Origin of the sequence: Neobacillus niacini, from assembly GCF_031456445.1 — a bacterium.
GTDB lineage: Bacteria > Bacillota > Bacilli > Bacillales > Cytobacillaceae > Neobacillus > Neobacillus niacini_I.
Genome location: NZ_JAVDUQ010000047.1, coordinates 1 through 22,779, shown reverse-complemented (window position 1 = coordinate 22,779; position 22,779 = coordinate 1). Strand labels below are relative to the sequence as shown.

The following is a 22,779-nucleotide window of genomic DNA, read 5'->3' as shown; positions in this document are numbered from 1 at the left end:
AATTATACGAGTTCTTGAGCATCGAATTCTATGATTTCACCATTTTCAGGTACAGATATTTTCTCCTCTATATGATACTTAAGACTAAACTCTCTCACCTCGTCACGTTTTAAAAGGCAATGGTTCCACGATTCCATATGGGAAATGACTAAATGGGTTTCCGGTGATGTCTGTATAATATTCTCAATATCGGCCAACCCCATCGTAATAGGGGAACCTTCCAAAAAACGTGCTTCGCCAGCAAACACAATTGCAACATTAGGTGAATAATTTTTAAAATTAGATTCAATTTCAGAATACCAGACACTGTCACCAATTATATATAAACAAGGCTCGGCGATTGCTTTAAGAATAAATCCAGAAACAGGACCCATTTTTTCAGCCAGTTCTCCTTGACCATGTCTACCGCCAGTTCGAATCAATTGGATACCGTTCCAATTGATTTCACTTTGGATAACTATTACATTTTCAAATCCTTTTTCTTTAATCAGCTGTTCATCATCCGGCTGGCAAAACAATGGCAGATGTTTAGGCAGTTTTGACATTGCTGCATCATCAAAGTGATCCCTATGGGTATGAGTAACGATAATAGCATCAATATCTAGTAATTGCTCCAGCCCAACAGATAGAGGAGTTAACGGATTGTTTAAATGTTGATTAGGCGCGTTAGGAACTGGTGCAAGTGTTCCTTTTTCACTAAACATTGGGTCAAGTAAAAATGTTTTTCCCGCGTAAGTTATTAGATGGGTAGCATGACGAATCAATTGAATTTGCATGATATTCTCTCCCTTTATTATTGATAACTTCTTTTTTGATGTAAATAGCATATACTTTTATTCCCTTTTGCTCTAATTCAAAAAAATAATGACGGTATTCCATTAAGTTATAGGCATATAAAGAACTAATATTACAAAGATTCCACTCCGACCAATATAATGAATAATAAAGGAGGAATGTATGTAATGGATTTAAGGTATCCGGTTGGCAAATTTCATTTTGAAGGAGAAATAACAAGTGAGCTTATTGAAGGTTGGATAAAAGAGATCGATGAAACTCCAGCACTTTTAAGAGCAGCTGTAGCGGACTTACAAGAAGAACAATTAGACACTCCCTATCGACAAGGCGGCTGGACTGTTCGTCAAGTTATTCATCATCTTGCTGATAGCCATATCAATAGCTATGTGCGGTTTAAATTGGCACTTACCGAACAAAACCCTGTCATCAAACCTTATCATGAGGACCAATGGGCAAAACTGCCTGATTACGAATTACCAGTTGATGTTTCCCTAAAGCTTCTTGATTCGCTGCATCTTCGCTGGGTAGAGCTATTAAAATCGCTAAGCAAAGCTGATCATGAAAAGACCTTTTTCCATCCGGAATCTGGTGAAGTGTCGCTTGGTGTAAATATTGGGCTTTACGCATGGCATTGCCGGCATCATCTTGCCCATATTACCTCATTACGTAGTCGTTTAGGCTGGTAGACCTAAATTATGAAAATTAACAAATCCTATTTCAGACAATGAAATGACGTGTGGCCAATCACACGTCATTTCTCCCCCTTCAAAAGTATCCTAAAATCCCCAATAAAAGTTACAATTTATTGGTACTATAAAGGATAAGTAATCCTTTATAATGTAGGTATGGACACAACCAACCAATGATTAAAGAGGTAAACGAATGAGACGTTTTAAAGTAAAGGAAAAACACAAGAATACAAAAATTGGGCATTATGTTGCTGAACAAATTTTAGAATGTCTTTTGGAATGGGTTTTAGGACTTTTATGGAGATTGATTGTTGTTTCTTTTAGATTTCTGGGCAGATCCATTGGAGCTATTTTTCATCATTTCTTCTAAAATGTTCTTTTTAAAAAATGAATAAAGCAGCTTGCCCAAAGATTTAGAATGACTTCTTATTGTTTTGGCGCCCCCTGCGAAGCTCCCTTTGCAAACAGCTCCTCTAATTGTTTCCGTAAAATGAACTTCTGTATTTTACCGCTTGCATTCCGCGGAAGTACCTCACAAAATACATACTTTCTTGGCCGTTTATAGTTTGCCAGCTGATTGCTGTTCTTGCAGTATTCATCCAACTCTTGTTCGTTAACAGTTGGGTCTTTTTTCACGACAAAAGCCGTAACTGTTTCCCCCCAGCGGTCATCCGGCTGCCCGACCACTGCGACATCCAGTACTCCGAGATGTGCATGCAAAACATCCTCGACTTCGCGCGGGTAAATATTTTCCCCGCCGCTGATAATCATATCATCCACACGGTCGTTTACAAAAAGGTAACCCTCTTCGTCCATGTAGCCGATATCCCTTGAGTGGTACCAGCCCTTATACATCGCTATTTCAGTCGCATCCTTACGACCGAAATAGCCGAGCATCATGCACGATCCCTGAACAATAATTTCACCTGGTTCACCTGGAGGCAGGATGTCATCCGGTTCGGATGGACGATCTTCTCTGGTACGGACAATCCGAACATCATGATTTAAACAGGCCTGGCCGGCAGAGCCCACTTTTCGCAATTGGTCGCCTTCCGACAAAAAGGTAATTGCCGGTCCCATCTCGGTCATCCCATATGCCTGGACCAAGGATATTCCCAAGCGGTCATGACAGGCCTGGACAAGAGAAGGTGCCATGGGAGCAGCCCCATATAACACAAGTTTCAAGCTTTCAAGATTGTATTGGCTTAAATCCTCCTGAAGGAGCATATTCAACATCGTTGGGGCAGCAAAAAATTTCGTTATTTTTTCCTGACTGATTAATTCAAGGACTTTCTTCGGATTAAATTGATGAAGAATCACATTACGGCAGCCCGAATGAACCCTCGGCAGGAAGGCACAGTGAAGCTCTGCACAATGGAACATCGGTGCCGTAACAAGTCCCACATCCGCTGGTTCAAGCTTCTCGGCGGCAATCACTAGCAAGCTATGCTCGATCATATTACGATGACTGTGCATGACTCCTTTCGGTCTGCCGGTTGTCCCGCTCGTATACATAATCGCATAAAGGTCATTTTCATCAACGTTTACCTGTGCCAGCTCTAACGAAGCCGCTTCAAGCTGTTCATGAAAGTTTTTAGCATAGGCAGGCGTATCTTCATCAATATACCAGAAGGAAATAGACGGGAAACGGTTCTCGATGTTGGCGATGACAGGTTCTAATGTTTTTTCAAAAAGAACAACCTTAGGGGCCGCATCCGATAAAATATAAGCTACTTCCTCGGGCATTAGACGAAAATTAATCGGATTAAAGACAGCACCAATTTTCGCACAGGCAAAAAAGGCGGTCCCTAATTCTTCGGTATTAAATAAAAAAGTGGAGACTCGGTCGCCTTTTTTAACCCCTTCCTTTATGAGTGCATTCGCAAGTCGGTTCACCTGCATGTTCCACTCTTTATAAGTGAAACGAACATTTTTTCTTACATCATAAATCGCTTCCTTATTCGGAAGCCTTTTAACTGTCAAATCGAAAACTTTGCCAATCGTCGTCCCCATTTCATCTCCCCCTGAATTAATCTAATCTTTCAATAATGGTAGCGTTTGCCATCCCATGGCCTTCACACATCGTCTGCAGCCCAAAGCGGCCACCAGTACGTTCAAGCTCATGCATCATTGTCACCATTAAACGTGCCCCGCTTCCGCCTAATGGGTGTCCTAGGGCAATCGCCCCGCCATTTGGGTTGAGCTTGGCCGGGTCTGCACCTGTTTCCTTTAACCATGCCATTGGAACCGGTGCAAACGCCTCGTTCACTTCAAAAATATCAATATCATCAATGGAGAGGCCTGATTTTTCCAAAGCCTTTTGTGTGGCCGGTATTGGGCCTGTCAGCATCAATATCGGATCTGAACCTACGACAACACGGGTATGAACACGGAAACGCGGCTTCAGCCCCAATTCCTCTGCCTTTTCACGAGACATCAGTAAAATGGCCGCTGCTCCATCACTAATTTGACTGGAATTTCCCGCATGAATGACACCATCTTCTAAAAAGGAAGGTTTTAAACCGGCAAGTGCCTCTAAAGAAGTTCCTTTTCTTGGCCCTTGGTCCTCCTTGATAACCGAGGATGCGTCATCAGAAAGTTTGACCTCAATCGGAAAAATTTCTCTGTTGAAATAACCCTGGGCTTGTGCCCTTAAAGCTTTTTCATGGCTCTCCAATGAAAATTGATCGAGTTCCTTTCGAGAAAAACCGTATTTTGCCGCGATTCGCTCAGCAGACAAACCTTGATGAATCATTTCAAATCGTTCTCTTAGTTTCGGACTGTAAGGATTCTTTACTCCTTGATAGCTTGAACCCATTGGCACACGTGACATACTTTCCACACCACCGGCAATGACCACATCCATATCACCAGCCAGGATCGCCTGTGCTGCAAAATGAACAGCCTGCTGGCTAGAGCCGCATTGACGGTCAATCGTGGTTCCAGGGACTTCAATCGGGAATCCGGCAATTAATGCCCCAACTCTTGCAATATCTCCCGCTTGTTCACTCACTTGTGTGACACATCCGAGAATGACATCATCAACATTGGCGGGATCTAAGCCGGCCCGATTCACTAATTCCGTTAGTGTTAATGCTGCCAAGTCATCCGGTCGAATATCCTTTAATATGCCATTTCTTTTTCCAACCGGTGTTCGAACCCCCTCAACAATAACGACTTCCCGCATTTTTTAAAACGTCCTTTCCATATTAGATAGATTCTATAAATCTGGGTTTCATATCCTCTTTTTATTATATATATGTCTGAATATTTAAAATTTAAAACTATAATAATAGGACTATATTTTTATAATGGCGGAATAGGCAAGATCACATCAACGATTGTTCCCTTATTGAGTTCACTTTCAATCGTGATTTTTCCTTGATGCTCTTCAATAATTTTATAGCTCATCATTAGCCCCAAGCCGGTTCCTTTTTCTTTAAGACTATAAAAGGGTTCTCCAAGATGAGGAATACGTTCCTGTGGAATCCCGCATCCTTTGTCAATGCAGCGAATTAAGACTCGGTTTTGGTCGAGTTTCTTGATTTGAACCAAGATACCCCCTCCACTTCGCATCGCTTCAATAGAATTTTTTAAGATATTGATAAATACTTGTTTTAATTGATTCACTTCACATTGAATCAATGGAATGTCATCTTCCGCTTCAATGAAGATTTGAATATTGTTCATGGTTGCTTCAGGATAAACAACTACTAAAACCTGTTGAATTAATTCTTTTAAATTTTGGAGTTGAATCGTGACTGCCTGCGGCTTGGCTACTGCCATAAATTGATTCGTTATGGAGTCGATTCGATTAATCTCAGATACCATCACATCCAAATACCAATCATCTTTCTTGGCTATAGAGGATTGCATTAAACTCAAAAATCCTTTAAGAGATGTCAATGGATTTCGAATCTCATGGGCAATTCCTGCTGATAATTGGCCTACTACAGCAAGCTTCTCCGATTTTCTTAGCAATTCTTCTGTTTGCTTCAGTTCCGTAATATCGCGTCCTATGATCAAAAGTCCTTTGCGTCTGCCATCAGGATAAAAAATGGGAACCTTAATCACATCGAAAATAACTGATTTGCCATCATGCTGCATCATTACTTCTTCTGTTCGGGTTTCACGGCCATTTTTCCATGCTTCTTGATCCGATTTTTCACAAAAAGTAAGTGTATCACGATAGGATTCCTTATAGACTGCCAGCTCACTGTCTTTTTTGCCCCTGTAAGGAACATTCTCAAACTGAAAGATCTTTAGAGCATGATCGTTCGCTTCCAGCCATCTTCCCTCGCCATCTTTAAAGATAACGATATCAGGCATCGCATTAATTAAGGTTCGTAATCTTTTCTCACTTTCTTTCAATGCTTCCTCCATACGTTTATGTTCCGTAATATCTCTAATGATGGATACAAAAGCCGTCACATTTCCATTTGCATTTACAATTGGGGAAACAAAACTTCTCACATCAATAAGACTTCCATCTTTCCGCTGCCGAATCGTTTCAAACGTCATAATATACCTGTTATTCATCATGTTTCTTAAATTTTCAGTATACTGTTCAACCAAAAAATCAGGAATAATAGGCACTCTTCTTCCAATTACTTCTTGTTCAGTCCAGCCAAATACTTTTTCAAAAGCTTCATTCACTTTTATGACATTAAGTTGTAAGTCAAAAATAGTAATTGTATCTACAGTATTTTTAAGAAATAAGTCCAATTGCTGTTTGGTTAATTGCAGATCTGCTTCCATTTGCTTGTCTTTGGTAATATCTTTTACAATCCCGTAAACCCCAACAATCTCATTGTCTATAATCGTCGGGAAACTTTTAACTTTAATATCTGCCCGATATCCATTTTTGTGCTTAATCGCCACTTCATATTCCTGGGGATTTCCTTTGATTGTTTTTTCCAGGTATTCTAATCCACTTTCCAGATATTCAGGAAGATATAATGATTCAACCGGTAACTGTTGAAGTTCTTTAACCGAATACCCCAGCATTCTTTCCAGAGCCGGATTTGCTTCCAATACATTTGCCTGCAGATCACATGAAAAGATACCGTCAGGATTATGATCAAAAAAAGCTTTATAAAATCCTTCATTGTTAAAGGTTTTTTTTACTTCAACTCGATCCTTATGATTAAAATCAGGGATTAATCGCCCGTTATTTATATTTGATAATAATGGTGGGGTCCCATCCATCACTCTAGGATTGGAATTGTTACCAGCAAGGGAGATATTCTTGCCATTTGTTATGATTGGAGGAATAGCCTGAACAACGGCACCAATCGGCACTCCTCCATAGATATACGGGGTGAGCTCAAAACGCCAAATTCCCTTTGAATGTTCTAACTCCCAATGCGTTTTTAATGTTAACGATAACGATAGAGAAGGAACACCAACTAAGAAATGATTTGAATCAATCAAACCTTGTTCATATAAAAAAGGAGATGCTTTTATTACCTTCCACCCCCGATCTAAAACAACTAAATGGGAAAAGGTGCGGCGGGAAATTGTTTGGCTTTGATAATATTCTAATAGATTAAAGCGTTCCATCTTTAATTGATTAAACAGTATCCTATTGATATCTGCTGCTGCTGAAGTGACTACAGACAAAAAATAGGGATCGTTAACTGCCCAAAGTCCTGTTAAATCAATAACGCCCATAACTTTTTGGGTAGCGGGGTCACGGATTGGTGCAGCCGAACATGTCCACTTTTGTACCTCTTGGCAAAAATGTTCCCCGGCAAACACTTGAATCGGAAAACCTGTGGCAATTGCTGTTCCAATCGCATTTGTGCCGGCAAGGTTTTCTGCCCAAGATGAACCAGGGACAAAATTCATATCTTCGGCTTTGAGCATTAAAGATAAATCTCCGTCTAAATAAACGATATCCCCGGAAGGATTACAAAACGTTATCAAATGGCCGGAATCCATATACAGATCTTTTAATCTGGTAAGCACCGGTTTAAAAATACGAAATACAGGATCCGTTATTTTATATTCCTTAATTTGTTCTTCGCTAAGGTTAATTGAAGTCTTACTTTGAAGCGGACTGATTCCATGGTTCAAACAGCGCTGCCATGAATCAAACATTAATGGGCGGATTATTGGGGTGTTATGATTGCCAAAAATAAACTTTTCCCATTCACTCTCAAGCTTTAGCTTTTCAGATTTCAGGCAACTATTCTTGTCTAGAGCTATTAGGTTATTTATGACCATGACGATTCCCCCAAATAAATAATTGTAATTATAGAATATTATTACATAGAAATTTCTTGGACAACAATATAATTCTGAATATTTTTTATATTCAAATTATAAATAATTCCAATTGACTATTTTTAAAAGGCTGGGTCGAACTTACGAATAAAAAGTATAGAATAGTACCCAAAAAGCTTGAGGAAAATTTCCTCAAGCTTTTTGGGATATGTCACGATAAGAACGCTAAAGCGCCACCACTTCTAGTGTAATATTGTGTTTTTAGAATAGTGATTTCCTTTTCCTCCCAACAAATTATTTTTGGATTCGAAGTCCAATTCAGTGCATGGATGCTAGGTAACACCTCCGTTAGAAATAAACCTTTCTACTATTTTGTAAAGTGATTATTCATATTATTAATGCAAGATTATGAATCCACAGAAATCCTCATTTCCTCACAGCCCACTATCATCGGCTCATAATTCACATCATCAAAATGCAGTTTTCGAAGCCGCTGACGGAAGCATTTTGTCAAGATTAACAGGTAGACAAATCCGACTGCCACCCAGCTGATTCCCAAAATAAGCGCATGGATATCCAAATAGGACCACAGCCACATAATGAATCCCGCACCAATCAACGGAAAAATAAGATACTGAATCGTTTCCTTGAAAGAACGCATATGATTTTTCACATAATAGTGGGCGATGACGGAAAGATTCACGAAGGTGAACGCAATCAACGCTCCAAAGTTAATGAATGTAATGGCTGTATCAAGACTTATCACAATCCCTAAAAACGAAACCAAACTTACCACAAGGATACTATTGGAGGGCGTTCGAAACCGCGGATGAATATAACCGAATATTTTTTTTGGTATTACCGCATCACGCCCCATTACATACAACACACGGGAGACACTCGTAACGGACGAAACACCCGAAGTAAAGTTCCCAATAATCATGACCGTAATAAATAATGAGCTAAATAAATTCCCACCAATCATTTTGACGAGTTCGAGAGCAGCAGAATCAGTGTTTTTGAATGAAAATCCTGGGAAGACAATCTGAGCCAAATACGATGATCCAATGTAAATCAATCCCATTATGAGCATCATCAAAAAGATTGCCTTTGGAATCGTCTTTTCCGGATTAATCGTCTCTTCCGACAATGTTGTAACGGAGTCGAAACCCAGGAAGCTAAAGCAAAGCAGCGAAGCACCGGCAAAGAGTACGGAGGCTGAAACATTTGGGTTAAAGAAGGGTTGCGCTGATATAAGCGTTCCAGTTCCCATGCCGCCTAAAACGCTTTTAATCGTTAAGATAACAAAAAGGGCAACAAACATAATTTGGGCAATAACAAAAATTCGACTTGTATTGGCCGAGAAGTTTATTCCGATTAAACTAACGATGGTAATGCCAATATTCAGGGTAATGATCCAAAATGAAAACGGTATTTCCGGAAACTCTGCGCTTAAAAAAACAGCGGACATCAAGCAGGTAATCATCGGAGTCAGCAAATAATCCAACAAGATGGTCCAACCAACGATGAAACCGGTTTCAGAATTCATCGACCTTTGCGTGTACGTATATGCCGATCCCGCAATTGGGTGTGCTCTTGCCATTTTTCCATAACTGGCTGCAGTAAAGAGAATTGCCATAAATGCAATAATATACGCGCCCGTAAGCAAACCCTTTGAACTTTCCGCCGCAATTCCATATGTGTTGAAAAACACCATTGGATTATTCCATGCCAACCCCAAAAAAACAACTTGAAACAATGTAAGAGACCTTCTAAGTGTTGCTTTTTCCTTCACACACCATACCCCCTCACAGTACTGATAAAAATCTGCTTTACTTTAACCCGAAATCATCGTCCTTTCTTCTTCCTCTAGCTTAATGCGCAATCAATTGTTAAGAACAACGTGTACTGGGGTTCGAAATCTTATCAGACTGCTAACTTGCAAATTTTATCAGCCTCCTTCAAATTCACTATTCAGATTAATCTGAATCTTGCGTATCATTATATTAAAGCTTTTTGTAGCACAAAGGTCAATCATTTTATTTTAATAGTTTTATCCATTTTGTACTTCAAAAGGTAGGGTTTTATTTGAAAGAAAGGTTAACGATTAGTGAAATGGCCAAGTTAAGGGGGCTTACCACGGAGACATTGCGGCATTACGACCGGATTGGCTTATTTAGACCGAAATATGTTGATCCGCATTCAGGATACCGATACTATTCCATTTTTCAGTATGAGATCCTAGGGACCATTAAAGAGCTTCGTCAGATTGGGATGAGCACGGAAGAAATCAAACAATATTTCAATCAACGAAATTTTAAGAAATCGAGGGATATTCTTAAAGCCAAACATGCAGAACTAGTTTTGAAGCTAAAGGAATTAGCTGAGCTTGAGGTTAACATTCAAGAAAAACTTGACTATTTAGAGGCTGTTTCCAGGGAAGAACCATTTCAAATGATTAATCTTCGTGAAATAAAAAGCAGAAAGTTAATTACATTAAATGAAAAAATCAATAGTAATTTAGAACTTTGTTACAGTATAGTAAGACTTGAGACGATGCTGACGGAGAAGGCGCCCATTTTGGCAAGTAATCGACTGGGCATCATCATCGAACATGCAGACATTATGGGAAAAAGGTTTGAAGAACCTTCAGTTATTTTTGTCGTCGCCAAAGAAGATGCAAAAATAGACAAGCAGTATTTGAAAGTGATCCCAGGAGGCTTATTTGCCTGTATCCGTTATAACGGGGAATTGTTAAGGAATCGAAGCAAAAGTTTAAATAAATTATTTGAATACCATGATAAAAACGGCTATCAAATGATTGGCGACGGGCTGCAAATCATGCAAGTGGATATTACAGTTACGGATAATCCGAATGAAGTAATGTTTGAAATTCAAGTACCGGTAAGAAAAGCGCAAGCGCCTGTTTTGCGGCGTATGGCCTGGAGCTCATCTACTGAGATAAAGGAAACACGATGAGCAGAGCGAATCGATGTTGACTTATCGTAGGGAGATGAGCGAAGGACACTAGACGCAGGGCGCTGGAGCTGGACAATTCTCAAAGTCCAATGATTAAATTCTGATATTGTAAGAAAAGCGCAAGCGCCCGTTTAGCCCCAACAAGGCTTTTGGTCTAGACGGAAAAAAATAGAACGGAGCGATGGTATGCAAAAGCGAAAAATGGTCATCACCCATAAGTTAACTCAGCCACAAGTAGATCAAATCCATGAACTCATCCCTGATTGGGACTTAATTGTTGGCAAAGAAAAGGAAATCTGGCAAGACCACCTGCATGATGCAGAAATTATTGCCGGCTGGAAAAAAGGGTTGGAAGAATATTGTCTAGCACCCCACTCCAAACTAAAATGGCTGCAAACATGGAGTGCAGGCGTCAATTCCCTTCCTCTAGAAAAACTTGAATCAAGACACGTTTTGTTAACGAGCGCCAATGGCGTACATGCTTATCCTATCTCTGAAACGATCTTCGCCTTAATGCTTGGGTTAACAAGAAAAATTCACAGCTATGTCAGAAACCAACAGTCCAAAACATGGCATCATGCACACATGGGGTTGGAATTACATGAGAAGACCGTAGGAATTTTAGGTGTTGGGGCAATCGGGAAGGAAACAGGAAAAATAGCAAAGACATTCGGTATGCATGTAATCGGTATACGCCATTCCGGAAAGCCAGAGGAATTTGTTGATGAAATGTATACAACAAACGAGCTCCATACCCTCCTACCAAAATGTGATTATGTTGTCATTACATTACCGTTAACAAAAGAAACAAACCAATTAATCGGAAAAGAACAATTTGACCAAATGAAATCTTCTGCCTTTTTCATCAATATTGGCCGTGGTGAAATCGTCGTAGAAAAAGATTTGGTCCAAGCGTTAAAGGACGGAAAAATTGCTGGAGCCGGGCTTGATGTTTTTGAAAAAGAACCATTGAGTGAAGACAGTCCACTATGGGAAATGGAGAACGTGATTATTACCCCGCACACATCAGGATCGACTGAACATTATAATCAGCGGGTAATTGAAAATATCCTCATTCCTAATTTGAAAAGCTATCTTTCCGGACAAACCCCATCGGAAAATCTGGTTGATTTTTCAAAAGGTTACTAGAGATTTTACACACAAATAACAATTAAAAATCACCCGGACACTTTTCTAGCACAATTGACATAAAAAAACTGACGTGTGCAACATTCACACGTCAGTTTTTCACCGTTAACCGGTCTCCTTTTAATAAACCGTCTGCGCCCCTTTACCCGCAACTGTCATCCATTCAAACTGTCGCAGTCTGACTTCAAATAAGGTCAAGGGGTCGCGGAACATTTCAGGATTGGTGTTCATTTTTCCAAGCAAATCTTGATTCGTTTCAGTTTCCGATTGTGCCTCTTTAATCGCTTGCGCAACCACGCTTGCCGGATCTCTGAAAAATAGGCTAATGTCCCTCTCCAATGCTTTTTCAAACAATTCAAATTGCTGGAAAAAACGGTCATTCACCAGTGCAACTGCTTCGGAGTAATCTTCATTTTCAATAAAAGCTTTGTACTTGTTAAACAGCATGGTTTTGTTTTGTGACAACGCCCCTAACAGTTTCCCTGCACTTTTTAGCAAGAACTGTGATGGGGTCCGGCGCAGGAGGATATTAACAGGTTCTAATATAAATCGGCTTGTCATTCGGTCTGTATCTCTCCGCCAATCATCAAGCACTTTAAAATCACATTCGAGCTTAAACCGTTCTTCCCCATACATGAAGTTGAAGCCTTCTGACATTTCGTCTAAAAATTGTTGGCTATGGACGAATTCCTCTTTCGTTTGCCCAATCCACTCCTGCAAAGAAGTATAATATTTCGGTAGAATCGTAAGCTCTAAATATTCCTGAATTCTTTTGTTCATTTCGGTGTTTAGCTCTAAATGAATATTGCTAAAATCGCTGTTTTCTTTGATTAATACGGAGCATTCCTTCAACATTTTCGGTATTGTATCAGAAATTTCCTTTTGGAGTTCCTTCTTAATGAGAACATAATTCCTTGTAATAGTCTCCGCTTTTTGTGATTCCGTGTCTTTCAGTTGGTTTAGCGCCCCGGTTAATTTCAAATGCATTTCTTCATTCCAACGCACCGATTCAATTAATTGGTTCTCCACATCAATCCGTTTTTGCAGTAGCTCCGTAATGGTAGAGCGGATAAAAAATAATAATTTTGCCAGCCTTTTATCCTCAATATTTCTAGTATTTTTAATAGACCGAATAAACTCTCTCAATTCCCGCAACTGCTGACCGCGATCATTTTGCGATGAAAACGCCAAAATCTTCGAATCTGGTAAATAGGAATTGATTTCTGCTTTTGTTTCATTAAAAATTCGTACAGTATCTTGTTCATTTGCAATGGTATCCATTTTATTCAAAAGAAAATGGATAGGAATATTAGGGGCCTGGTCATGGATTTGTGATAGAATTCCCCGTTCCTTAGCAGTAAATGGTGCATTGGCATCTAGAACAAATAAGACCGTATCCGCTGCATGTATTTGTTTCATTACTTCATTCTGATTCCCATTTAACCCTGGAGTATCAATCATTGCAAGTTGGTTCTCCTGCAAAAATGGATTGGGACGCTTAAATTCAATCAGCGACTCTAATGCATTCCTGCGACGGTCCATTCTTTCTTGGAAGTCACTCAAGTCGGTCAATTGAATCGTTTCTTTATTGTTTATTTCATCTATTTCAAGATTCGGATGGTCCTTAAACACAACAACAGATGAAGTAGGACTATCCTGTAAATCTTCTCCGGAGATGGTATTGATAAACGTAGATTTCCCACTGCCACTTAATCCGGTCAGTAATAGATGATGCGTTTCAAAATCAATCAGCTGCTGAACCATCCATTTTAGGCGGTGATTCTCTCCCATATCGTGTGCCTCTGCCCAATGTAAAATTGACTCAAACAGATTCAGGCATTCTCCCAGTTCGTCGATTTCATGATCCATTTTACTGATAAGCTTTTCAGCCTCACTCACAATCGACATATTAATGCTTACTGGAAATAACTCGTTCCAGGAAAGGACGGCAGCAGAGGCCATAACAAGGTGAGAAGCATTCGATACTCGAAGCCAATTGGAAAGTAAATCAGGAATGATATCGGTTAATTCCTTAATCAAATAACTTCCATCAATCAAGCTAAAATAGGTTTCTTTAAATAGGTCAGAAATCTCTTCAAAGTGATCGTTTTGACCCATTTCCAAATTGAATAAAAGATGATTGATTTCTTTAATCCAAGTAAAATAACAATCTTCCATTTCATAACTTTCCCATAAAGCAACCGTTAACTGTTCAAACAGATTCCTGTCCAAGGTATAAACCGCGTTCAAAGCATTTGAAAAATAACCTGGCGGCAAATGTTTCGTTACACCAGTTTTAACATAGAAAATAACAACTTCAAACCATTCCGGTGAAACTGTTCGACTCGCTTCATTTACAGCAAGTTCAATGGCATTCTCCCAGTCCTGCCGATCCTCAAAAAACTTCCTGGCAATTTCTGTGACTTGTGGATAATCCGGGTTAGCAAGAACGGTTTTCTTGATTACCTCGACAGCGGAATCCACCTTTCCGCGCTCGTTATAAAGGGTAAATAATTTTAATGCTACTTCTGTCTTTAATATAAGGCTGTCGGTTTCAATGGCTGTATACAAATCCTCAGCATTGGACAACAGCCCCATTTCATAATAGGCATCCGCAGTATTTTTTTGCGCCCATGGTTCAAGTTCACTGATAATGTTTCCCCATTTAAAAATGGCCGTTTCAAAGTCTTTATTGTGGAAATACACTTCACCTTGTGCAAATCGTATATGAGATAAATCCGGAATATCCTTTTGCATTTCCTCTTGGTAGGCATCCCCAAGAATCCGAATCGGATGTACCTCTTCATGTTCATTAATGAACATGGTATAATACCGTTTCTCTGTCAGCTGCTTTTCTAACGACATTTTTTTCCCTCCAATTGCAAGCACTTCTATGTCATTCATATGGAAAAGAGGCATATTTATTCCTCATACTATTCGAACAGTGGGACCAATATTAGTCCATAACAGAATAATTTTACCAAATGAATTTAATAATACGATTTCAGTTATGTTTCATTTCGAAGACAAAAGCGGTTAAAATCACCTTTTTTTCTCCCTTTTCACACCGTATAATGTTGTCAAAGATAAAGAAGGAGCCATCATGATGGATAAGGAACAGGCAGTCTCACTCAATAATTGTATAGCAAAGTGGAATGGTACAGGCTATGAAATCACTCCGTTAAAAACGGTTGATGATATCTTACCAAAGTTCCATCAATGGACAAATAGAAAATCAGTTGTAGCTGGATACGAAGTTACCCGGCTAGACCATGATACAAGCTACTACTTTTTATTTATTGACTGGCATCGTAACGGCGAGATTTATTTAGTCATTTATACTCATAATAAATCAACAACCGTTGCCGAAATTCGCAAAGTGGAAGAAATCGATGGGGCTCTTCAGCTGGTATGGACCTATAATCCCTTAAAAAGGGACGGAAAAAACCTAGAGCGGAAAGCCTATTTCAAACAAACGTTTGGTTCTGTAACCGTTCAGATTAAGCTACCTTCATCCCCCATTGAATTAGCCGAATTCTTTGACCAGCTATTTCTTCTTTGTCAAAGAAGGATCAAAGCAGACCGAATCGTCGAAGTATTTGATTTTGCCCCTCCCTCTAAACTTGAACGATAGAATAATTAAAGGGAGGCCATTATTAGCGGACCTCCCTTTTACAAGAATTATAAAATCTTGCTTAAAAATGACTTTGTTCTCTCTTCTTGCGGGTTATCAAATAGCTCACTTGGAACATTTTCTTCGACAATCAGACCGCCGTCCATAAAAATAACCCGGTCTCCGACTTCCTTGGCAAAGCCCATTTCATGGGTTACGACCACCATCGTCATTCCTTCTTTTGCGAGCTGCTTCATAACCTCTAACACCTCGCCGACCATTTCCGGGTCAAGTGCTGAGGTTGGCTCATCGAAAAGCATGATTTTCGGCTCCATCGCAAGTGCCCTTGCAATCGCAACCCGTTGCTTTTGTCCCCCGGAAAGGGAATCGGGATAGGCATCCGCCTTTTCTGCTAATCCTACTTTTTTCAATAACTCCAGACCTTTTGCTTTCGCTTTTTCTGCCGGTACATTCCGAACCTTCATGGGTGCTAACATAATATTTTCAATCACGGTTTTATGCGGAAATAGGTTAAATTGCTGAAACACCATTCCTACTTCTGTCCGTACTTTATTAATATCTGTTTTTTTATCTGTAATATCGATTCCTTCAATTAGAACATGTCCACCCGTGATGGTTTCTAGTAAATTAATACAGCGAAGGAAGGTGGATTTCCCTGATCCGGAAGGCCCGATGACAACAACTACTTCCTGGGGTTTTACCGTAACGTTAATATCTTTTAAAACTTCATGATTACCAAAGCTTTTTTTCAAATTCGTTACTTTAATCATTCTGTGGCCAACCTTCTTTCAAGTAGAGATAACAGGAAGCTTAAGGAAAGAGTTAACACTAAATAAATCGCGGCTGCAGTAAGATATGGCTCCCATACGCGGTAATACTGACCTTGCATGGCTTGTCCCCAGTACATTAACTCCGGTGCCGCAATGAGCGCTGCGAGGGAGGAATCTTTGATTAATACAATAAATTCATTCCCAAGAGGTGGAATCATGCGTTTAAAGGCTTGTGGAAGGATGACAAATCGCATCGATTGTACGTGGTTCATACCTAACGAACGGGCTGCTTCCATTTGTCCTTTATCAATCGATTGGATTCCAGCACGAAAGATTTCAGCAATGTAGGCAGCTGAGTTTAATGAAAGTGCTACAATTGCAGCCACAATCGCATTCGTCTCACCAAGGAATACTGGGATCACAGCAAAATGGATGAGCAATATTTGAACCATAAATGGCGTCCCGCGGAAAAAGGCAATATACCACTTAAACGGCAGTGCTAACCACCCGTTTTTCATCATTTTTCCTAATCCAATCAATAGCCCCAGTACTGTTCCAATGATGATACTGGCAATGGAAAGCCCAATGGTTAATAGGGTTCCCTTCAAGAAAAAAGGACCGTACTCAGCTAATAAATCCCAACGAAAGTCCATTCATTGACCTCCTCAATTTTTTAAAAAATTCACCTTTTATTCTTTAGTTGTTTATCAGGCAAAAATTGCGTAACTGCTAGTATTTTAGAGTTACGCAATTTTTCTGCTTCTATTGTTGCTTTAACGAATTCAAATCCGGGTCAAACTTAAACCATTTTTGATAAATTTTTGTGTATTCGCCTGTTTCAATCATTTTCTTAATTGCTTGATCAAATTCTGCCTTTACCTTGCTTCCCTTTGGATACAATACACCGTAAAACTCCTTATCAAATGCAGAATCGTCTGCAATGACAACAAAGTTTTCATTTGGATTATTTTTTACATACTGCTCAACGACTGTGTTATCGGCAACAACCGCATCGGCACCGCCGCTCTTAAGCTCCATAATCGCTAGATTATTATCTTTGAACTTTTTAAGTTTTGAGTTATTCTTTCCAAACAAGGCTTCTACCGCCGATTGACCGGTTGTGCCATTTTGAACGGCAACTACTTTTCCTTTCAAATCGGCAGCACTTTTAATCGCACTGTCTTTCGGAACTAAAATTTCATTTTTTGATAAAAAGTATGGAGTAGAGAAATCATAGGTTTGTTTACGTTCATCATTAATCGTGATTGCTCCAACTCCGATATCGGCATTTTTGCCTTTAATCTCAACAAATAATGGCTCCCAACCCACATGTTCAACCTTTACGTTATAGCCTGCTTCTTTTGCAGCAGCCTGAATAAAATCGATATCAAAGCCAACAATTTTCCCTTTATCCATATATTCAAATGGTGCGTAAGCCGCATTCGTTACAACTCTTAAAGTCTTCTTTTGATCTCCTTTTGCGCTGCCATTCGTCTTTTCACTCGTCCCACACGCAGATAGAACAAACATCAATACAAAGACTAAAATGGTAGAAAAAATTTTAACCTTCTTCATTTTGTACCCCCCAATACTTTTCTGTAAAAATATTAATAATATTTCGAATATACAATATTATAAACTATTTTTAAAGTGTTTTCTAGTAATATCGGGAATATTTCGAATTTACATGATTATAATAAACTCCGTATTATTATTCAGTATTTAATAAATTACTATTTTAATACGTTAATTAGCTAATACTATTTTCCTATTTTTAATAGAATAAAAAAATGCGTAACTGCTAAGAGTTACGCATTTTTATTTGTTTCTATTGCTGTTTTAAAGCATTTAAATCCGGGTCAACCTTAAACCATTGTTGATATACTTTTGTATATTCACCATTCTCGATCACTTTTTGAATCGCTTTATCAAATTCTGCCTTTAACTTGCTTCCCTTTGGAAACATTAAACCGTAGAATTCCTTCTGAAACGCTGAATCGTCTGGAATGACAACAAAATGGTCGTTTGGATTATTTTTTACATATTGCTCAACAACTGTGTTATCTGCTACAACGGCATCGGCACCGCCGCTTTTAAGCTCCATAATCGCTAGATTGTTATTTTTGAATTTTTTAAGCTTCGAATTATTTTTTCCAATAAGCGCTTCAACGGCTTCCTGACCGGTTGTACCGTTTTGCACTGCAATCACTTTATCTTTTAGATCTGCAGCACTCTTTATTGGGCTATCTTTTGGAACTAAAATCTCGTTTTTGGAAAGGAAATATGGAGTAGAGAAGTCGTACGTTTGTTTACGCTCATCATTGATGGTAATCGCAGAAATTGCGAAATCGGCCGTCTTTCCTTTAATTTCTACGAACAATGGATCCCAGCCAACATGTTCAATTTTTACGTTATAGCCTGCTTCTTTTCCAACAGCATTAAGAAAGTCTACATCAAAACCAACTACTTTACCTTTATCCATGTATTCAAATGGTGCATAAGCCGCATCGGTTACGACTCGTAAAGTCTTCTTTTCCTGCTCTTTCGGACTGCCGTTTGTTTTCTCACTCGTTCCACAAGCAGATAAAACAAACATCAAGGAAAAGACTAGTAGCGTTGAAAAGATTTTAAACTTCTTCATTTTCTACCTCCAATGTTTTTTTATAAAAATAATAGTAATAATATTTAGAATATACAATATCTTCGGATATTTTTAAAGTGTTTTCTGGGAAAACTGGCAATATTTCAAATTGAAATGATTATAAGTAAATTTGTTCTTTTTCGCAGTTTAGTTTAATACTATTTTAATAAGGTAAATCGATACATTGCTAATAATATTTTAAGATAAAATAGGCGTTCGTAACTATCATACATCACTGATTTCCTATCATTATTTAGATTGTTTTTTATGGTCAAAGCAATGTTAAAATTTTTCATCCAAATTTATGTTCATTTGGGATTATTTCCTAACAAACGGGAATGATAAGGTTGGAAATTCAGAAAAATTTCCCCTTAAGAAACGGCAGGAAATTAAATGGAGGTGTATTTATGCGGTATACAAGGCTGTGGGTTAGCCTGGCAATTGTATTTTTTGTTTCCTTCGCGATATTAGGATACTATGGCGGACGTTTATATAACACGATGCCACCTATACCAGATCGGGTTGTATCATCTGACGGAACGGTATTATTTACAAAGAAAAATATTCAAGATGGGCAAAATGTATGGCAGTCCATCGGAGGACAGGAATTGGGGAGTATTTGGGGACATGGTGCCTATGTTGCCCCGGATTGGAACGCTGATTGGCTTCATCGTGAGTCCATCTGGCTGTTAAATCAATGGGCAAAAAAAGATTATGGTAAAAAGTATTCAGCGATTAACGATGAAGCGAAAGCAGCTCTTCGCGAAAGACTAAAAAAAGAGCTTCGCCCTAACACTTATAATAAAGATACAAAAGAGATTACCTTATCACCGATTAGAGTCGATGGCATTAAAAGTGTAAGCAAGCATTATGCAGGGTTATTTACGGATGACCCCCAATATAATCAGCTGCGAAATGATTATGCGATGCCAAAGAATGTAATTAAAGATAACGGCCGTCTAAGTGATTTTATTAGTTATCTGTGGTGGACCACCTGGGCAACTGAAACGAATCGGCCGGGAGACAATGTTACCTATACAAATAACTGGCCGAGCGAAAATTTAATCGATAATAAACCGACGGGAGAAATGATTGTTTGGTCCGTTGTCAGCTTCGTAATCTTGCTTGCAGGAGTGGGTGGCTTAGCTTGGTACTACGCAATGCAAAAAAATCATGAAGAAAATGAAACTTTTCCGGAGAAGGATCCACTACTGGCCTTATCCCCTACTCCATCCATGAAAGCAACTCAGAAATATTTCTGGGTGGTCGCAGCCCTTTGGCTCGTTCAGGTTTTACTAGGGGCGATAACCGGCCACTATCAAGTGGAAGGCAGTGGTTTTTATGGAATTCCAATTGATAAATGGATTCCTTACTCCTTAACAAGGTCATGGCACACCCAGTTAGGGATTTTATGGATCGCAACTGCCTGGCTTGCTACCGGTTTATTTATTGGACCTGCTGTCTCGGGGTATGAGCCAAAATTCCAACGTTTCGGTGTAAACTTCCTTTTTGTTTGTTTACTCATTATTGTAGTTGGTTCAATGGTCGGGCAATGGTTTGCCGTTCAGCAAAAGCTTGGTCATACAACAAACTTTTGGTTTGGGCACCAAGGATATGAATACACGGATACAGGTAGATTTTGGCAATTATTTTTAACAGTCGGATTATTCCTATGGTTATTCTTGATGGTTCGGGCAATTTGGCCTGCCTTTAAAAATGTAAAGGAAAACCGCCATCTGCTGGCCTTGTTCCTAATCGCTTCAACTGCCATTCCTGTTTTCTATATCCCCGCATTACTATGGGGACAACATAGTAATTTGGCCATTGCAGAATATTGGCGCTGGTGGGTGGTCCATCTTTGGGTCGAGGGCTTCTTTGAAGTATTCGCCACAGTGGTCATGGCCTTCTTATTTACAAGGATGGGATTATTAGGACTGAGAACAGCCACTACCTCTGTGCTATTCTCAACGATTATATTCTTATTCGGCGGGATCATCGGAACCTTCCATCATTTATATTTTAGTGGAACTGCGACTGGTGTTATCGCCTATGGAGCAGCATTTAGCGCACTTGAAGTCGTGCCCCTTGTGTTGATTGGCTTTGAAGCATACGAAAATGTGACAAGGAGCCGTGCACGTCCATGGGTAAAGGCCTACAAATGGCCAATTAACTTCTTTATTGGTGTTGCCTTTTGGAATTTAGTTGGAGCGGGGCTATTTGGTTTCTTCATCAATCCGCCAATTTCCCTTTATTATATGCAAGGGTTGAATACTACAGCCGTTCATGGACACTCAGCATTATTTGGTGTTTATGGATTGCTTGGAATCGGATTAATGCTATTTTGCTTACGAGGTTTGACAGTGAAACGCGAGTGGAAAACCGGTTCATTAACGTTTGCTTTTTGGGCAATTAATATTGGACTTGCCTTAATGGTGCTTATCAGTCTGTTGCCAATAGGCTTGATGCAAACCTGGGCAAGCGTCCAGCACGGCATGTGGTATGCGCGCTCCGCCCACTTTATGTCCCAAAATATTGTCCATACCTTTGTCTGGCTGCGAATAATTGGGGATACGATTTTCGCTCTGGGTGCTTTAGCACTTGTATGGTTTATCATCGGTCTAAAAACCGGCTGGTCCCTGACAAATGAACGATTAGACTACGCTGAAACGAACAAAAATAATAAAGCATAGTAAAGTGCCCCTTCTCTTCCTAAAAAAGAGAATGGGGCTTTTTTTCTGTCCTTCCCGCACATACATAACATATGTCCACGAAAGCTGGCAGGCATTACGTTGAGGTTCATGTTGGATCATTTCGACTTGAGATAAAACCTTGCATATCGTTTTTAAATTGTGTGTTACTTTTTCTAACAGCTTCACTGACAAAAAAGAAAAAAATAGCTATCTTAACGTTACAAACCATTGAGAGGAAGATTTATATGTACCGAAAAAATGATATCCAACTGGCGGCGAAAATAGTGAAATTGGATTTATTACGTGACGAACTGTATGAGGAATTAATGAAACAGCTAGGTTCCAAAGCACCCGAACTTCTAAGAAAAGTGCAAAATCAATAAAGGAGTGAAAAGTATGTCTACCCATATACGAAAAGGGATCGAGACTCTTAAAAATTATTACATTCATAAATTAATGGACTCAGGTCACTACAAAGGTTCCGTGGATGAATTATATTCCCTTACTTTAAGTGAATTAGCGTTAATCCTGAAAAAAAATTCTCCTCCGAGTAATGATCCCTCAAGTAATTCCCATTGATTTTATCAAAATTATAGAAAAATTCATTCAAATGTGAGAATATTTAACATAAAATGTTATAAAGTTAAAAATCGAATAGAGTGTGGTGAGATAAAATATGGGAAAAGATTTGTCTTATAAAGATAAGAAGGTGATTACCATCGGAGTGGTCAGAGATCTAACCGGTCTATCCGAAAGACAAATCCGCTATTACGAGGAGAGAAAGCTTATTTTCCCAGAAAGATCAGGCGGTGGAAGTCGTAAATATTCCTTTAACGATGTTGAATTATTGATGGAGATAGCAAATAAGATTGAAGATGGGATCCAAACTCATGAGATTAGAAGAGAAATGCTACGCGAACAAAAGAAACAAAACCAGGAAGAAATACGCAGGAAAATGATTCAAGGGCAGTTAAATGCCCAATTTGGTTTAAGGAAAGGGCAATAAGAAAAGCGCAAGCGCCTTGGTCAGCCCCGACAAGTGCTGGAGGTACATGGGCATTATCACAGGCTCTCATAGTGTCCATTCTTGTATGAAAACAATGGATACAGGCATTATCGCGGGCTCATAGTGCCCGTTCTCCTATAAAATCAATAAAAACGGGCATTATCGCGGGCTCATAGTGCCCGTTCTCCTATAAAATCA

Annotated in this window: 19 protein-coding genes; 9 read left to right on the top strand and 10 right to left on the bottom strand. The window is 39.3% G+C overall.

What is annotated here, in order from left to right; genetic code table 11:
- Positions 1 to 2: 2 nt before the first annotated feature.
- A complete protein-coding gene (locus tag J2Y67_RS25285; RefSeq protein WP_310178546.1) occupies positions 3 to 776 on the bottom strand; it encodes an MBL fold metallo-hydrolase in 774 nt (257 codons plus the stop codon).
- Positions 777 to 962: 186 nt separating this feature from the next.
- On the opposite strand from J2Y67_RS25285, the gene J2Y67_RS25280 reads away from it, so the two are divergent.
- On the top strand, positions 963 to 1,481 hold the full coding sequence (locus J2Y67_RS25280) for a YfiT family bacillithiol transferase (RefSeq protein WP_396954140.1): 519 nt from the start codon (positions 963 to 965) through the stop codon (positions 1,479 to 1,481).
- A gap of 196 nt (positions 1,482 to 1,677) precedes the next feature.
- A complete protein-coding gene (locus J2Y67_RS25275) occupies positions 1,678 to 1,854 on the top strand; it encodes a hypothetical protein (RefSeq protein ID WP_310178544.1) in 177 nt (58 codons plus the stop codon).
- Positions 1,855 to 1,910: 56 nt separating this feature from the next.
- Here the strand turns inward: J2Y67_RS25275 and J2Y67_RS25270 are convergent, their stop codons facing one another.
- The 4 genes from J2Y67_RS25270 to J2Y67_RS25255 all read right to left on the bottom strand — a co-directional run bounded on the left by J2Y67_RS25270 (position 1,911) and on the right by J2Y67_RS25255 (position 9,507).
- Complete coding sequence (locus J2Y67_RS25270) at positions 1,911 to 3,497, bottom strand: fatty acid--CoA ligase (protein WP_310178542.1); 1,587 nt, start codon at positions 3,495 to 3,497, stop codon at positions 1,911 to 1,913.
- 16 nt (positions 3,498 to 3,513) lie between these two features.
- Positions 3,514 to 4,671, bottom strand: coding sequence for a thiolase family protein (locus J2Y67_RS25265; RefSeq protein WP_310178540.1), 1,158 nt, complete (start codon positions 4,669 to 4,671; stop codon positions 3,514 to 3,516).
- 119 nt (positions 4,672 to 4,790) lie between these two features.
- A complete protein-coding gene (locus J2Y67_RS25260) occupies positions 4,791 to 7,712 on the bottom strand; it encodes a PAS domain S-box protein (RefSeq protein ID WP_310178539.1) in 2,922 nt (973 codons plus the stop codon).
- Between the two features lie 406 nt (positions 7,713 to 8,118).
- A complete protein-coding gene (locus tag J2Y67_RS25255; RefSeq protein WP_310178537.1) occupies positions 8,119 to 9,507 on the bottom strand; it encodes an APC family permease in 1,389 nt (462 codons plus the stop codon).
- 293 nt (positions 9,508 to 9,800) lie between these two features.
- Here J2Y67_RS25255 and J2Y67_RS25250 point away from each other — a divergent pair, with 293 nt between their 5' ends.
- Together J2Y67_RS25250 and J2Y67_RS25245 are read left to right on the top strand one after the other, a co-directional pair.
- Positions 9,801 to 10,691: a MerR family transcriptional regulator gene (locus J2Y67_RS25250; protein ID WP_310178535.1), complete on the top strand. Its 891-nt coding sequence runs from the start codon at positions 9,801 to 9,803 to the stop codon at positions 10,689 to 10,691.
- Positions 10,692 to 10,877: 186 nt separating this feature from the next.
- Complete coding sequence (locus J2Y67_RS25245; RefSeq protein ID WP_310178533.1) at positions 10,878 to 11,840, top strand: D-2-hydroxyacid dehydrogenase; 963 nt, start codon at positions 10,878 to 10,880, stop codon at positions 11,838 to 11,840.
- Between the two features lie 120 nt (positions 11,841 to 11,960).
- Here J2Y67_RS25245 and J2Y67_RS25240 read toward each other — a convergent pair whose 3' ends face one another.
- Complete coding sequence (locus J2Y67_RS25240; protein WP_310178530.1) at positions 11,961 to 14,705, bottom strand: dynamin family protein; 2,745 nt, start codon at positions 14,703 to 14,705, stop codon at positions 11,961 to 11,963.
- Between the two features lie 241 nt (positions 14,706 to 14,946).
- On the opposite strand from J2Y67_RS25240, the gene J2Y67_RS25235 reads away from it, so the two are divergent.
- Positions 14,947 to 15,474 carry a hypothetical protein gene (locus tag J2Y67_RS25235; RefSeq protein WP_310178528.1) on the top strand — a complete coding sequence of 176 codons (528 nt, stop codon included), beginning with the start codon at positions 14,947 to 14,949 and terminating at the stop codon, positions 15,472 to 15,474.
- A 47-nt stretch (positions 15,475 to 15,521) separates the two neighbouring features.
- On the opposite strand, the gene J2Y67_RS25230 is transcribed toward J2Y67_RS25235, so the two are convergent.
- From J2Y67_RS25230 to J2Y67_RS25215, 4 genes are all read right to left on the bottom strand, one after another.
- On the bottom strand, positions 15,522 to 16,244 hold the full coding sequence (locus J2Y67_RS25230; protein ID WP_310178526.1) for an amino acid ABC transporter ATP-binding protein: 723 nt from the start codon (positions 16,242 to 16,244) through the stop codon (positions 15,522 to 15,524).
- Complete coding sequence (locus J2Y67_RS25225) at positions 16,241 to 16,897, bottom strand: amino acid ABC transporter permease (RefSeq protein ID WP_310178524.1); 657 nt, start codon at positions 16,895 to 16,897, stop codon at positions 16,241 to 16,243. The genes J2Y67_RS25230 and J2Y67_RS25225 overlap by 4 nt, the downstream gene beginning before the upstream one ends.
- Positions 16,898 to 17,006: 109 nt before the next feature.
- The gene (locus J2Y67_RS25220) at positions 17,007 to 17,819 is read right to left on the bottom strand and encodes a basic amino acid ABC transporter substrate-binding protein (RefSeq protein WP_310178522.1); all 813 of its coding nucleotides are present in this window, start codon (positions 17,817 to 17,819) and stop codon (positions 17,007 to 17,009) included.
- A 253-nt stretch (positions 17,820 to 18,072) separates the two neighbouring features.
- Positions 18,073 to 18,885, bottom strand: coding sequence for a basic amino acid ABC transporter substrate-binding protein (locus tag J2Y67_RS25215; RefSeq protein ID WP_310178519.1), 813 nt, complete (start codon positions 18,883 to 18,885; stop codon positions 18,073 to 18,075).
- A 407-nt stretch (positions 18,886 to 19,292) separates the two neighbouring features.
- Between J2Y67_RS25215 and J2Y67_RS25210 the strand changes: the two genes are divergently transcribed.
- The 4 genes from J2Y67_RS25210 (at position 19,293) to J2Y67_RS25200 (ending at position 22,581) form a co-directional block, all read left to right on the top strand.
- Positions 19,293 to 21,575, top strand: coding sequence for a nitric-oxide reductase large subunit (locus J2Y67_RS25210; protein WP_310178516.1), 2,283 nt, complete (start codon positions 19,293 to 19,295; stop codon positions 21,573 to 21,575).
- A 71-nt stretch (positions 21,576 to 21,646) separates the two neighbouring features.
- Positions 21,647 to 21,958 (top strand): hypothetical protein, encoded by a 312-nt coding sequence (locus J2Y67_RS25205; RefSeq protein ID WP_310178514.1) that lies wholly within the window; start codon positions 21,647 to 21,649, stop codon positions 21,956 to 21,958.
- Positions 21,959 to 21,971: 13 nt separating this feature from the next.
- Complete coding sequence (locus tag J2Y67_RS28135) at positions 21,972 to 22,154, top strand: Fur-regulated basic protein FbpA (protein WP_396954139.1); 183 nt, start codon at positions 21,972 to 21,974, stop codon at positions 22,152 to 22,154.
- A gap of 97 nt (positions 22,155 to 22,251) precedes the next feature.
- Positions 22,252 to 22,581 (top strand): MerR family transcriptional regulator, encoded by a 330-nt coding sequence (locus tag J2Y67_RS25200; RefSeq protein WP_208025380.1) that lies wholly within the window; start codon positions 22,252 to 22,254, stop codon positions 22,579 to 22,581.
- The last annotated feature ends 198 nt before the right edge of the window (positions 22,582 to 22,779 follow it).

Coding starts and splice junctions, on each gene's coding strand:
- J2Y67_RS25240 (WP_310178530.1), bottom strand. CDS start 14,705: ATGTCGTTAGAAAAGCAGCTGACAGAGAAACGGTATTATACCATGTTC.
- J2Y67_RS25230 (WP_310178526.1), bottom strand. CDS start 16,244: ATGATTAAAGTAACGAATTTGAAAAAAAGCTTTGGTAATCATGAAGTT.
- J2Y67_RS25215 (WP_310178519.1), bottom strand. CDS start 18,885: ATGAAGAAGTTTAAAATCTTTTCAACGCTACTAGTCTTTTCCTTGATG.
- J2Y67_RS25210 (WP_310178516.1), top strand. CDS start 19,293: ATGCGGTATACAAGGCTGTGGGTTAGCCTGGCAATTGTATTTTTTGTT.
- J2Y67_RS25200 (WP_208025380.1), top strand. CDS start 22,252: ATGGGAAAAGATTTGTCTTATAAAGATAAGAAGGTGATTACCATCGGA.
- J2Y67_RS25260 (WP_310178539.1), bottom strand. CDS start 7,712: ATGGTCATAAATAACCTAATAGCTCTAGACAAGAATAGTTGCCTGAAA.
- J2Y67_RS25265 (WP_310178540.1), bottom strand. CDS start 4,671: ATGCGGGAAGTCGTTATTGTTGAGGGGGTTCGAACACCGGTTGGAAAA.
- J2Y67_RS25275 (WP_310178544.1), top strand. CDS start 1,678: ATGAGACGTTTTAAAGTAAAGGAAAAACACAAGAATACAAAAATTGGG.
- J2Y67_RS25285 (WP_310178546.1), bottom strand. CDS start 776: ATGCAAATTCAATTGATTCGTCATGCTACCCATCTAATAACTTACGCG.
- J2Y67_RS25245 (WP_310178533.1), top strand. CDS start 10,878: ATGCAAAAGCGAAAAATGGTCATCACCCATAAGTTAACTCAGCCACAA.
- J2Y67_RS25235 (WP_310178528.1), top strand. CDS start 14,947: ATGGATAAGGAACAGGCAGTCTCACTCAATAATTGTATAGCAAAGTGG.
- J2Y67_RS25270 (WP_310178542.1), bottom strand. CDS start 3,497: ATGGGGACGACGATTGGCAAAGTTTTCGATTTGACAGTTAAAAGGCTT.
- J2Y67_RS25225 (WP_310178524.1), bottom strand. CDS start 16,897: ATGGACTTTCGTTGGGATTTATTAGCTGAGTACGGTCCTTTTTTCTTG.
- J2Y67_RS25205 (WP_310178514.1), top strand. CDS start 21,647: ATGTCCACGAAAGCTGGCAGGCATTACGTTGAGGTTCATGTTGGATCA.
- J2Y67_RS25220 (WP_310178522.1), bottom strand. CDS start 17,819: ATGAAGAAGGTTAAAATTTTTTCTACCATTTTAGTCTTTGTATTGATG.
- J2Y67_RS25280 (WP_396954140.1), top strand. CDS start 963: ATGGATTTAAGGTATCCGGTTGGCAAATTTCATTTTGAAGGAGAAATA.
- J2Y67_RS28135 (WP_396954139.1), top strand. CDS start 21,972: ATGTCTACCCATATACGAAAAGGGATCGAGACTCTTAAAAATTATTAC.